Raw genomic sequence first — 12,938 nt, forward strand, 5'->3', positions numbered from 1 at the left:
AAGCCATCAGTTACGACAAACGCCGAAATAAGCGGCGCAACCGCCCCTCTCGTGACATTGCTGCGCAATGCACTGCCGGGCAGTGATTGAGATTATGTTCGGCAGGCTGAAGGACTGGCGGCGTGTTGCGACACGATACGACAGATGCCCAAAAGTCTTCCTGTCAGCAATCGCGCTTGCAGCACTCGTTATCTACTGGCTTTGAAACTCAATGAGTCCAGAGCCTAGGCAGTTCGAAGATTCTGCCAGGAGCCATGGCATTTGGGGGGCAGAGACAAAGCTTGAAGAGTTACACAGAGGAAACCGGCGATGATTGATTTAAAGGACGTTGTCTATTGCCGGCTTGGGACGCAGGATCTAGCCTCAGCAGAGTAGTACGCTGTCAATATCCCGGGGCTGGAAGTGTCTGAGCGCCGGATCAATGCGGTCTATTTCAAATCTGATCAGCGTGCGCATACACTTTGCTGCATTGATGGAGGCCTTGCGGATCAAGCCGCCGCCTTTGGCTTGGGCCGCGCTGGGGATTTCCAGAAAACGGCCGCCGCTTTGGAAGCCATCGGGCAGGAGGTATCTTACGGCACAGGCGAGGAATGCGGGCAGCGCCTGGTGCAGGAATTCATACGGTTCCGCAATCCCACAGGAAATACGAATTGAATTCGTCGTGCGCCCGGAGACCAGTGGTGTGCGGTATCACGGCACCCGGGATCACGGGCTTTTCACATGTTGGCCTTTACATCACGAATGCCACACGGGACGAGGCATTCTGGACGCAAGTATGCAATGCGCGGGTAAGTGACCGTATCGGCGATGCGCCGCTGATGCGGCTGGGAACCATCCATCACTCCCTGGCTCTGTTCCCGTACCACACCCGCGACAGGTGAAGCGTTTTGCAGCGTGCGTCCGGCGGGCCGGCAGCAGGTTGACACGGCCGTCGCGGCGGTTCTTAATCCGCAATCTCTTTCATAACGCCCAAAAACTTGGAGACTTCGCCAACACTGTTGTAGTGGCACAGGGAAACCCTGACGCAGCTGTCCAAGCCCAAAGGCGTCAGGATATTGCCCGAGTAGTGATCCGCCTTGCGCAGATGGGTGCGGATGCCCTGTTCGTTCAACCGCTTCACCACATCCACCGACGGCACGCCGTCCACGGTCAACGACACCAGCCCCTCGCGCGCGGGGTTGTCCGCGCCGCCCAGGATGGTGACGCCCTCCATTTCCGCGAGACCGGGCAGATTGCCGGTGCCATGGATCATTGCGTCGGTCAGGGCTTTTTCATGCGCGTGGATCGCCTCGCCCGCCGCCAGGAATTTCGCGCGCCGGTCCGTGGCGTCGCTCACCTCGCCGCCAAGCCATTCGAGGTATTCGGCCACATCCGACAGGGTGGCATAGCTGCCGGTGTCGCGGGTGCCCATTTCCCAGTTGTCCTCCGGCCCGTCGATCAGCGCGTTATGCGGCAGCCTGGTCAGCCGGTCCGAGATCCAGGCAAGGCCATAGCCGTGGCGCGAGAACATCTTGTAGGGTGAGATCACATAGCCATCGACGCCGTATGCCGTCAGATCAATCCGCCCGTGGGCGGCGTGCTGGATGCCGTCGACAATGATCAGGCAGTCCGGCGCCACTTCACGGATGGCCGCGGCGCAGGCGGTCACGTCAACACCCATGCCGGTGACCGGCGAGGTGTGGACGATGGTGGCGACAACCGTGTCAGGCGTGACCGCCTTGGCGTAGGATTCGGCTGCAATTGTACCGATGGCGTCGTCATGCGGGATCAGCACATGGTTCTGCCGTGCCACCCCGGCCCAGCGGGCACAGGCAGAGCGGGTGGCGGGATGCTCCAGCGTTGAGCCCAGAACAGTGCCGCCCTCAGGCGAGCCAAGGCAGGCGTTCATGATCAGGCGGAACAACAGCTCGGTGCCGCTTTCACCGGCAAAGAACTGGCCGCCGAGCGCGTTCATGAAGACGCGCATGTCGTCCTTGGCCTTGGCGATCACCCGCACCAGTTCATGGCTGCCGGGATTGTCGCGGCCCTGGTTGTCGGGGATGGCGGCATATCGGGCAGAGGTTTCCACCACCGAGTTCAGCGTCAGCGCGCCGCCGGCGTTTTCAAAGAAGATGCGGCTGCCCTGTTCAGGGCAGTCGTCGATCTGGGCAAAGCGGGCGCGGATTTGGGCAAGAATGGCGTCGGTGATCTGGGGCATGGCAAGTCCAACCGGGAAAAGAGTTCAATTTGCCGCAACAGTAGGGCGGTTGCCGGGTTGGAGCATGCAAAAAATTCCGGGGCTGAGGGCTGGAAATCTCTGTGCAATTTCGTCAGGCACCACACCGGGCAGTACCCGTTCGCCCGCAGGAGCGGCGAACCGGTCACGGTCTTAGGTGATAAAGCCCGGAAACGGCACGCGCAGCGCAGCCCGGTGTACCATTTCCGTCAAGGTAATAATGTCGAACACCGGCCGGTTCAGCTCTGCCTGCAGCGCATGGGCGTAGGGCGGCAGATCGGTGCATTCCAGCACGATCGGGCCGATCTCCGGATTGCGGGCGATCATGCCTTTGGCTGCGGCCAGCAATTCTGCCTCGACCTTGGCCAGATCCATCGCGGTGCGCTCATTGCGCAGGATCACGGTTGAGAACTCCTCCGCATCGTCCAGCCCCTGCACCGCAATCGGCGTGTGTTCGGCGCCGACGCCTTGCAGATGCGCGTCTGTCAGGCTGCCGGCCGATGCGGTGATCACTCCTACCGTGCGCCCGGTCATCAGATGCGCCAGCGGCACCTGGATCAGCGAGGAGACAAGCACCGGCACATTCACTGCCGCGGCAATCTCGCGCTGGAAGATCGCCAGAAACCCGCAGGAGCCGGTGATCGCCCGCACGCCCTTGGCCTCCAGCCGCCGGGCAGCCTCGATCAGCCGGTCCTTCATTTCGCCGGTGGGGCTGGCCAGCAGTTTCGGCACGGTGATGCCGTCCAGCATTTCATAAAGCGTGGTGAACTGCAGGCTGGAGGGGTTCTTGATATGGCCGGGAGGTTTGGGGAAATAGCTTTCCAGTGCCAGCACGCCGATGGAGACGCCGCAGATGTTCTGGCCGCCGGGGTGGATGGTCATGTCGTGATCCTTTCATACCGCCGCGCGCGGAACGGCGCGAGGTCTTCGTTCACCGGTGTGCCGCTCACGATATCCGCCACCAGCCGTCCGGTTTTCGGGGCCATCATCAGCCCGTAATGACTGTGGCCGAAGGCGGCGATCAGATCCGGAAAGCCCTCAACCTCGCCGATGCAGGGCAGGCTGTCGGGCAGGCTGGGGCGCTGGCCGGACCAGGTGTCCATATCATCGGCCTGCAAATCGGGCAGCAGCGCACGGGCCAGCTCCGCCAGCCCGTCGAGCCGTTTCTGATTGAGCGGCTGGTCCAGGCCTGCAAATTCGGCCGTGCCGGCCACCCGCAACCCTTCCTGCATCGAGGAGGCCACAAATTTCATGTCCATATCCATGATCGAGTTGTTCAGCGCGACGCCGGGGTTTTTGAAGGACACATGATAGCCGCGCTCGGATTCCATCGGGATCTTGATGCCCAAGGGCCTCAGCAGCTCCCCGGACCAGACGCCCATCGCCAGCACCAGCTTGGGCGTCCAGTCCTGGCCCGCCTCGGTGGTATAGGTCCAGCCGCCGGTTTGCGCAGGCAGGATGCCCCGCACGGTTTGCTGCAGGATTTCACCGCCCATTGATTGGAGCTTTTCTGCCAGAACGGTGCCGATACGCCCGGGAGAGGTCGCCCGTGCCTGGCCCTTGATCAGGATTGCGGCCTGGAATTCCGGCGTCAGGGCAGGTTCCAGATCGCGCAGCTCAGCTGCGCCAATCCGTTCCATATCTGCGCCGCGCTCGGCCCGCATCCGGTAGTCGACCGAACCCAGATCGGCAGCGTCCGCGCTGCGGAACGCATGAACGTAATAGCTGTCCTGCACCAGATCCTCGTGGCCGGTGCCCGCCAGGTGCAGCCGGTACATCTCGACGCAATTGCGGTTCAGCGTGTCCATCGCGTCAGAGATCTGCTGGACCCGCCCCGCGCGCCCTTCCGACAGGAACCGCAGCCCCCAGGGCGCAACCCTGGGCAGGTAGGCCGGCCTGACCGTTACCGGCCCCAGCGGATCAATCAGCCAGCCGGGTACTTTCTTCCACAACCCCGGCATCGATTGCGGCACCACCGACCAGGGCGAGATAATGCCGGCATTGCCAAAGGAGGTCGCCTGACCCGGCGCATCCCGGTCGATCAGTCGGACCTGCAGGCCCCGCTCTGCCAGCGACAGGGCCGAGCAGATGCCGACGATCCCGGCGCCCAGAACCGTCACATCGGGGGAGGCGGGGGTGCTCATCGGGCGGCCTCAGCCTGCAGTTTGCGCTGCTGGCCCAGCTGCTGCAGCAGCACCGGCGCCATCACCGCAAGGGCGGCAAGGTCGGAGCCGCCCGAAGGCGCCACCAGCAGCAGCCCGCCAATCGCCATCAGCAACCGCCAAAGCCCCGTGAGCGGTGCCAGGAAATAGGCCGATACAGCCGTGGCGATAGCAAAGACACCTGCTGCGCAGGTCACGGTCACCTGGGTGAAGCTGAGCAGGGTGAAATGCTCGGGCAGCACAATCAGCATGGTGGGCGCATAGACAAACACCATCGGCACCATCAGCTTGCCCAGACCCAGGGTGAAGGCATTCAATCCGGTGCGGAACGGGTTGGATCCTGCAATCCCCGCCGCCGCATAGGCCGAGGCACAGACCGGCGGGGTGATCTCGGATATCACACCGTAGTAGAGCACGAACATATGGGTGGCGAGCGGGGGCACGCCCAGCTGGCTAAGGGCCGGCGTCGCGACGGCGACCAGCATGATATAAAGCGCAGTGGTCGGCAGCCCGGCCCCCATCAGGATGCAGGCCATGGCGATCAGCACCAGCGACAGGAACTGCTGGATCGACGGCTGGCTGAACGCCTCGATCGTGGTCCAGTCCAGCAGCGGCGCAATCGCCGTGGCCATATCCGCCGCGCCGCCGGTGACCATAAAGCCAAGCCGGAAGCCAACGCCGGTGGTGTTGATCACACCAACCACGATGCCCACCGCAGCCGAGGCCGCACCCACCGCCAGCGCATACTGCACACCGACATGGAAGCTGTCGAACAGATCGCGGAAGCTTTGCCGTTCATTGCGGTGCAGGCAGCCCACCAGCGTCAGCGCGGCCAGCATCCCGGCCATCACCGGCGAATACCCCTCACCGGAATAGGGCGAAGCCTTCCAGAAAATAAACCCAAGCAAGGCCAAGGGCACCAGCAGGGTTGCGGGCTTGTCAAAGGCGCAAAAACCCACCACCACACAAAGGCTAAGGCCGATAAAGGCCGCCATATTCGGCGAATAGCCCGAGAACAGCACCAGAAGCAGCGCAATCAGCGGCACGATGGTGTACCAGCCGTCCTTCCACACTGCCAGGAACTTGGGCAGCTGCTCTTTCGGGTAGGCGGTCAGCCCCAGTTTCTTGGCGGTGAAATGCACAATCGAGATCACCCCGATATAGTGCATCAAGGCCGGCACAATCGCCGCAATCACGATGGTAGTGTAAGGCACCTCCAGATACTCGGCCATCAGGAAGGACGCCGCCCCCATGATCGGCGGGGTGATCTGCCCGCCTGCCGAGGCCGCGGCCTCAACCCCGCCTGCGAAATGGCCGGGATAGCCCATCTTCTTCATATTGGGGATGGTGAGCGATCCGGTGGAAACCGTGTTGGCAATCGAAGACCCGGAGATGGTGCCGAAAAAGGCCGAGGAGACCACGGATACTTTGGCCGGGCCGCCGGTGTAACGCCCGGCCATGATCATCGCATTATCGACAAAGAACTGCCCCAGCCCCATCCGCTGCGCCACCACACCAAACAGCACAAAGTGGAACACAACGGTGGAGACCACCCACAGCGTCACGCCGAATATGCCTTCGGACGGGAAATACATGTTGTTGACGAACTGTTGCCAGTTGACGCCCGGATGCTTCAGGATCTGCGCGGGCATATAGGGGCCGAACAGCGCATAGATCATGAAAACCAGAATGATCAGCGGCAGCACAAAGCCGATGGTGCGCCGCGCGATCTCCAGCACCGTCAGGATCAGCACCGAGCCAAAGAACACGTCCAGGCTGGACGGGTTGCCCTGCCGCAGCGCCTGTTCGGCAATGTCGAACCCGAACATATCGAACCCGCGCCAGCTGACCCAGAGGAACAGCGCCGCCGCCATGCTGAGACCGGTCAGCGCCCAGTCATAAAGCGGCACATTGCCGGGGCGCAGCGCGCTGGCACCTCGCCATTCCAGGCTGCGCGCCGATTTGATCAGCGGGAAGCCGACAAAGATGAACAGGAACAGGCCTGCCAGGTGAATGCCCATATGCACATGGTCCACCGGGGTGCCGAACCCGGCCGTCCACAGATGATACAGGGCAAAGGCGATGCTGGCCCAATAGATGAACCCCGTCAGCCTGGGTCCGTTGTCGCGCGTGTTCAGAGCGGAGTCATACTGTTTCTCCAGCTCCTCCAGCGCCTTATTGTCAAGGTGAGTGTCCAGGGACATCGGGGGTTCCAGTCTAGCAGGGTAAACGGCGCGTGCGTCATGCATCCGCGCTATGCGGGCTGCAGGCGGGCAGGGGCACCGGGAAACAAAAGGCGGCAGCAAGGCGGACCCTGCTGCCGCAGTTCAGGGGGAAGAGTTACTTCAGCAGGCCGATTTCGCGGTAGAACCGCTCAGCACCCGGATGCAGCGGAACGCCGATGCCCTCAACGCCTTCCAGCGCGGTTTCCAGGGTGATCGCCTTGCCCTTGGGGTGGCCGTTGTCCAGCAGTTTGCGGGCGGTATCGGACCACATCGCCTTGGTGATGCCATAGATCAGCTCTTCGTCCATATTGGCATTGGTGACCAGCATGCCGGAAACCGCCACGGTGTTCACGTCATAGTCCACACCCGGATAGGTGCCCGCCGGAATGGTCGAGGGGATGTAGTAGGGCACGGTGGTATTGGCCTGTTTGATCTCTTCCGCGGACCAGTTGTGCAGCTCCATCCCCTTGGTGTTATCCAGCTGGATCATCGCTGCGACGGGCGTGCCGGCAGCATAGAAATAGGCGTCCAGCTGGCCGTCGGCGATGCGCTCGGCGGATTGGGCGTTGTTCAGCTCGGCCTCATCCATGTTGTCGCGGTTCACACCGTGGTCGTCCAGAATCAGCTCAACCGCGATCTGGGTGCCAGAGCCGGCCTGGGCGATGCCCACGCGTTTGCCCTTGAGGTCGGCAAGCCCGTCCAGCTTGTGGCCCTCGGGCAGCACCAGATGCAGGTCTTCGGGGAACAGATTGGCGATCACCCGCAAGTCGGGCTTGGCATTGCCTTCGAACTTGCCGGTGCCGTGATAGGCAAAATGCAGGGTCGCGGCGCCGGACAGGCCTGCTTCCATCTGGCCGTTCTGGATGGCATTCACATTATGCGCCGAGGCATTGGTCGACTGTGCCATCGCCACAAGTCCGGGCACGCCGCAATTGCCGCCTTCGTCACAGGCGCGCGAGCCGGGCGGGTTGGAAATCGCATTGGCGATGATGCCGCCGATCGGGAAGTAAGTGCCGCCCGCGCCGCCGGTGCCGATGCGGAAAAAGGTCATATCCTGTGCGGCTGCAGCACCGGTCAGCATGGTACAGGCCAATGCAGCCCCGGTCAGTTTCTTGAAAATTCCCATAATCTCTTCCCTTGATTATTGGCCGCAGCTTTGCCGCTGCAGCTTTCTCCTCCGATCTTTGCATCATGGAAAAGGAAATGCATAAGTACAAATTTAAAATTATACGGTATGTATAGATTGAATTTATGGTGGCTTAACATGAACTCTCATCAGCTTGCGGTTTTCCACGAGGTCATGAAAACAGGCTCTGTCAGCCAGGCGGCGCGCAACCTGCACCGCACCCAGCCCGCGATCAGCGCTGCCATCAAGGCGCTGGAGGAGGAGCTGGGCCTGACCCTGTTTTTGCGCGAGGGCCGCCGTTTGGTGCCGGTGCCCGAGGCGCAGTATCTGATGGAGGAAGCGACCGAGATCCTGTCGCGGCTGGAAACCGCGCAGCAGAACCTGGCCAATATGCGCGACCGGGTGCAGGGCTCTATCCGGATCGTGGCGATGCCGGGGCCGTCAACCTATCTGCTGCCGGAATTCATCAGCCGCTTTGTGGATGGCAAACCCGAGGTGCGGGTGACGCTGGCTACGCGCTCCTCGCCGCAGGTGCGCAGCCTGGTGGCGGCCGGCAGTTTCGACATCGGCTTTTGCGACATGAGCCGGTTCCGCGGCGACCGCAAGCTGTACACGGCAGAAGAACTGCCCAGCAATTGCCTGTGCGCGGTGCCGGCCGGCCATCCGCTGGCACACCGCGGCGTGATCACCGCCGCGGATCTGAACGGGGTGCCAATGGGCGCGCTGCAGCCGGATCACAACACCTATCAGGCCACCTCGCAGGCGTTTCAGCAGGCGGAGGCCGAATTCAACCTGCGCTATGACGCGCAGTATTTCCTGCCGCTGTTCCACTTCATCGCCGCCGGTCAGGCCTGCGCCATTGTCGATGTCCTCAGTGCTGAAAGCTACCGCCGCAGCAACCCGGATGAGGACCGGATCCGGTTTCTGCCGTTTGAGCCGCAGATCCCTTTTGGCTATTCGATTCTGACCCCCAGCGCGCGGCCGTTGTCGCAATTGGCGGCCAGTTTTGCCACAGCCTGGCGGGAGTACATCCAAAATATACTTGCGTAAGCCGCTGTGCAGGAAAGATAAATCCGTTCTCACAGGACGCCCGAACTTCAGTCTTCACATCTATCTACAGAATTGTATACAGTTAAGAACACGAATCTTGGGCGTGCGCTCCAGGACAGATCTCACGACGGCTTAAGGGGGCCCCATGAAAGACTCGATGACCAACGCGCTGACCGGGGCCGAGGCGATGGTGCGCTCTTTGGAGGCGCATGGCGTCACCCATATCTTTGGCCTGTGCGGCGACACCACGCTGCCATTCTATGACGCGATGAACCGGCTGGAGCATGGCATCACCCATGTCCTGACCCGGGATGAGCGCAGTGCCGCCTATATGGCCGACGGGTTTTCCCGCGTGACCGGACGGGTGGGTGTTTGCGAAGGCCCCTCAGGCGGTGGCGCCACCTACATCCTGCCGGGGCTTATTGAGGCCAATGAGAGCTCTTATGCGGTGCTGGCGATCACCACCGACATCTCGGTCGGCTCTTACGGGAAATACCCGCTGACCGAGGTCAATCAGGAGGTCCTGATGGCGCCGCTGACCAAGTTCAACACGGTAATCAAGCGCGCCGAACACATCCCGCGCATGGTGCGCCAGGCGTTCCGGGCGATGACCACCGGGCGTTCCGGCTCGGCGCATCTGGGGCTGCCCTATGACATCCAGTATGACGATGTTCCGGCGGAAGACATTTGGGGTGATCCCAAGCACCAAAGCTACCCGTCCTACCGCGCAGCCCCCGAGCCGGGTGCGGCAGAGGCCGCGGTTGAGGCCATCCTCACCGCCAAATCACCGCTGATCGTCTGCGGCGGCGGTGTGGTGATCTCCGGCGCGATGGAGGAGCTGGGCAGGCTTGCTTCCCGCCTTGACATCGCCGTGGGCACCTCGATCTCCGGCAAGGGTTCGCTGGCTGATACGCATCCGCAATCGCTGGGCGTGGTCGGCTCCAACGGCGGCACAGATGAGACCTGGGAGATGATGGAGGGGGCGGATCTGGTCATCTTCATGGGCTGCCGGGCAGGCTCCACCACCACCTCGCGCTGGGAGGCGCCCAAGCCTGGCCGGCGCATCGTGCATTTTGACAACGACCCGATGACCATCGGCGCCAACTACCCGACCGAGGTCGGCGTGGTGGCCGATCTGAAACTGGCGCTGCAGGCGGTCAATGCCTATCTGGACGGACGCAAGGGCGAAGTGCCAACGTTCAGCGGGGCCGCGAAAACCGCCGATATCAAACAGCGCAAATTCGCCAAGTTCGAGGCGCTGGCTAACAGCGCAACCGCTCAGGTCCTGCCGGAGCAGATCATCCACGCGCTGAACCGGAACCTGCCCGATGACGCCATCGTGGTCTCCGACCCCGGCACCAGCTGCCCCTATTACAACGCCTATTCACAGCAGCAGCATCCGGGGCGGCAGTATATCACCAACCGGGCGCATGGCGCCTTGGGCTATGCCTTGTCGGCGTCGCTGGGTGCCTGGTTCGGGCGTCCCGGCTGCAAGGTGGTGGGCATGATGGGCGACGGCTCCTTCAACTTCACCTGCGGCGAGCTGGAAACCGTGGTGCGCTGCAATGCACCGATCACCTATGTGGTGTTCTCCAACGCCAACTTCGGCTGGATCAAGGCCAGCCAGCGCGACGACTGCGATAAGCGGTATTACAATGTCGACTTCAACCGCACCAACCACGCCGCCGTGGCCGAAGCGTTCGGCGTCAAGACCTGGCGGGTGGAACACCCTGAGGATCTGGACCCGGCCATCAAAGAAGCCTTTGCCCATGACGGCCCGACCCTGATTGACGTGGTCTGCCAGGCGCTGGAAGAGGCCGCCGCGCCGGTCCGCCGCTGGATGGGGTAATCCGTTCTTAAACCGGGAAATCGGAAGGCCGGGAAACATGCGTTCCCGGCCTTGTTTCTTTCACACGCTGCCCGCTATGAATTCGTGATACCCGAATTCACGAAAGGCGCCATCCCATGGACACACCCACCGCCCCCAAAGCCGGCGCCATGCTGCACCTGCGCGGCAACATGCTGTCCGAAGGCGAGCCGGTGGCGCTGCCGCTCACGCAAAGCTCAATGTACCACCTGCCCGGCGACTGGACCGGCGGCCCCAGCTATGGCCGGGCGGACAATGCCACCTGGGAGCAGCTGGAGCATATGCTGGCCTATCTGGAGGACGCGCCGGCGCTGGCTTTTCCATCCGGCATGGCGGCAATCTCAGCGGCGCTGTTTGCCACCGTAAAAGCAGGATCAAAACTGCTGATCCCCTCTGACGGCTATTACGTGACGCGCCGCCTCAGCGAGCGGTTTTTGCAAAATCTGGGCGTGCAGGTCGAACAGCGCCCCACCACCGGATTTGCCGAGGGCGGATTTGAGGGCTTTGACGTTGTTTTTGCAGAGACGCCTTCGAATCCCGGCCTGGATCTCTGCGATCTGCGCGCGATTGCTGATGCGGTCCACGCGGCGGGCGGGCTGCTGATCGTTGACAACACCACCATGACCCCGCTGGGCCAGCGCCCGCGGGAGCTGGGGGCGGATGTGGTTGTGGCCTCCGACACCAAGGCGCCGGGCGGCCATTCGGATGTGCTGATGGGGCATCTGGCCACCCGCAACGCCGGGATCCTTCAGGCTGCACGCGAATGGCGCCAGTTCGGCGGCGGCATTCCCGGCCCGCAGGAGGCCTGGCTGGCGCACCGGGGTTTAGAGACGTTGGAGGTGCGCTTTGACCGCATGTGCAGCACGGCGGAGGTTCTGGCCGAACGGCTGGCGGCGCACCCGCGGGTGCAGGAAATCCGGTTTCCGGGGCTGGCGTCCGACCCCTCTCACGCCCTCGCCAAGCAACAGATGTCCCGGTTCGGCTTCTTGATCTCAGTCACATTGGACAGCGCCGGACAGGCGGATGCATTCATCAACAACTGCCCGCTGATCCGCGCGGCGACGTCGTTTGGCGGGGTGCATACCTCGGCAGAACGCCGCGCCCGCTGGGGCGACGCGGTAGCGCCGGGGTTTATCCGTATCTCGGTTGGCACCGAACCGGCCGAGGAGCTGTGGAGCGCCATGAAGGCTTCGTTGGAGGCGCTTGACGGCTAGGGGGCACGCCAAAAAGACAAGCTGTCCCCGCGGGGACAGCTGGCGGGTGCAGTCCGGCTCCCGGCTCTCCCTGCTTGCGCTTGGGAGAGAGGCTGGGGCAAGCGGGGCGCGGCTTTGGCGCGCAAAACCCGGCGGCGCGTAAGTGTTTGGCATTGCGGGAGGGTTTCAGGTCAGAGACTGATAAAGCGACGTGATCCAGTTGCTGACCGCTTTCACCTCGTCCCGCTGGTCTGCGCGGTCGTTGATCACCATGTAGTGGGACCGGCGTTTGGGCAGTTTGTATGCGGCCGGCGCGGTCACCAGCCCCTGCTCGACGTATTGCCGGGCAAAGCTTTCCAGCACCATTGTTACCCCGTGCCCCGCGGCCACCGTCTGCAGGGCCAGCAGCGAGGAGTCAGCCTTGAGCCAGCCGGCAGTGACCTGCAGGGTCAGCCCGTGCAGGTCTGCCAAGCGGCCCCAGTCGGTTTCGGAACCAATGATCTGCACCACATCGGCGCGGGCCAGATCTTCGATTGAGGGCGTCCTGCCCAGGGTCGCTGCATAGGCGGGGCTGCAGACCGGGATGGCGTTTTCGTGGCCCAGATGCAGGATCCGGGCCTCTTGCCAGTCGCCGGATCCATAGCGGATGTCGATGTCCAGCGCCTCCTCGTCAAAGCGGCTGGACCAGACGGTGGAGGACAGCTGCACGTGAATATCCGGATGTTCGGCCTGGAACCGGGCCAGTTGCGGCGCGATCACCAGCGCGGCGCAGGAGATCGTCGCACGCAGGCGCACCACCCGCTTGCGTTTCTTGCTGAACAGCCCGGTGGTGGCGCGCTGCATTTCGTCAAAGGATTTGCGGATCGGCTGGGCATAGGCCTGGCCGGTGTCCGTAAGCGCCACGCCGCGGGGCAGGCGTTTGAACAGCTGGGTGTCCAGGTGTTTTTCCAGCAGCCGGATCTGCTGGCTGATGGCAGCGGGGGTCAGGCCCAGCTCCTCGGCGGCGGCAGAAAAACTGCTGAGCCGCGCGGCGGCCTCAAAAGCTTTCAGCCAGGTGACATGGGGCAGATCGGTCATTCATACCTTTAAGCACAGCTTAG

Annotated in this window: 9 protein-coding genes and 1 pseudogene; 4 read left to right on the forward strand and 6 right to left on the reverse strand. The window is 62.8% G+C overall.

Going from position 1 to position 12,938, the window contains the following annotated elements:
• A pseudogene (locus L1069_RS17955) lies at positions 1 to 205 on the forward strand (transposase); the annotation flags it as partial.
• 738 nt (positions 206 to 943) lie between these two features.
• Here the strand turns inward: L1069_RS17955 and L1069_RS17960 are convergent.
• The 5 genes from L1069_RS17960 to L1069_RS17980 all read right to left on the reverse strand — a co-directional run bounded on the left by L1069_RS17960 (position 944) and on the right by L1069_RS17980 (position 7,728).
• Entirely contained in the window at positions 944 to 2,197 is a 1,254-nt protein-coding gene (locus L1069_RS17960) for an aminotransferase class V-fold PLP-dependent enzyme (protein WP_237456604.1), read from the reverse strand.
• 171 nt (positions 2,198 to 2,368) lie between these two features.
• A complete protein-coding gene (locus L1069_RS17965; RefSeq protein WP_237456605.1) occupies positions 2,369 to 3,097 on the reverse strand; it encodes an aspartate/glutamate racemase family protein in 729 nt (242 codons plus the stop codon).
• Complete coding sequence (locus L1069_RS17970; protein WP_237456606.1) at positions 3,094 to 4,359, reverse strand: FAD-dependent oxidoreductase; 1,266 nt, start codon at positions 4,357 to 4,359, stop codon at positions 3,094 to 3,096. The genes L1069_RS17965 and L1069_RS17970 overlap by 4 nt, the downstream gene beginning before the upstream one ends.
• Positions 4,356 to 6,581 (reverse strand): TRAP transporter permease, encoded by a 2,226-nt coding sequence (locus L1069_RS17975; RefSeq protein WP_129373046.1) that lies wholly within the window; start codon positions 6,579 to 6,581, stop codon positions 4,356 to 4,358. Before L1069_RS17975 ends, L1069_RS17970 begins: the two co-directional genes overlap by 4 nt.
• 136 nt (positions 6,582 to 6,717) lie before the next feature.
• The gene (locus L1069_RS17980; RefSeq protein WP_129373045.1) at positions 6,718 to 7,728 is read right to left on the reverse strand and encodes a TAXI family TRAP transporter solute-binding subunit; all 1,011 of its coding nucleotides are present in this window, start codon (positions 7,726 to 7,728) and stop codon (positions 6,718 to 6,720) included.
• A 138-nt stretch (positions 7,729 to 7,866) separates the two neighbouring features.
• On the opposite strand from L1069_RS17980, the gene L1069_RS17985 reads away from it, so the two are divergent.
• The 3 genes from L1069_RS17985 to L1069_RS17995 all read left to right on the forward strand — a co-directional run bounded on the left by L1069_RS17985 (position 7,867) and on the right by L1069_RS17995 (position 11,859).
• Positions 7,867 to 8,778, forward strand: a complete 912-nt coding sequence (locus L1069_RS17985; RefSeq protein WP_237456607.1) for a LysR family transcriptional regulator — start codon at positions 7,867 to 7,869, stop codon at positions 8,776 to 8,778.
• A gap of 157 nt (positions 8,779 to 8,935) precedes the next feature.
• On the forward strand, positions 8,936 to 10,627 hold the full coding sequence (locus L1069_RS17990) for a thiamine pyrophosphate-binding protein (protein WP_237456619.1): 1,692 nt from the start codon (positions 8,936 to 8,938) through the stop codon (positions 10,625 to 10,627).
• Positions 10,628 to 10,743: 116 nt separating this feature from the next.
• Positions 10,744 to 11,859: a cystathionine gamma-lyase gene (locus L1069_RS17995; RefSeq protein WP_237456608.1), complete on the forward strand. Its 1,116-nt coding sequence runs from the start codon at positions 10,744 to 10,746 to the stop codon at positions 11,857 to 11,859.
• A gap of 165 nt (positions 11,860 to 12,024) precedes the next feature.
• Here the strand turns inward: L1069_RS17995 and L1069_RS18000 are convergent, their stop codons facing one another.
• A complete protein-coding gene (locus tag L1069_RS18000; RefSeq protein ID WP_237456609.1) occupies positions 12,025 to 12,915 on the reverse strand; it encodes a LysR substrate-binding domain-containing protein in 891 nt (296 codons plus the stop codon).
• Positions 12,916 to 12,938 lie beyond the last annotated feature (23 nt).

This window comes from Leisingera sp. MMG026, assembly GCF_021654205.1.
GTDB lineage: Bacteria > Pseudomonadota > Alphaproteobacteria > Rhodobacterales > Rhodobacteraceae > Leisingera.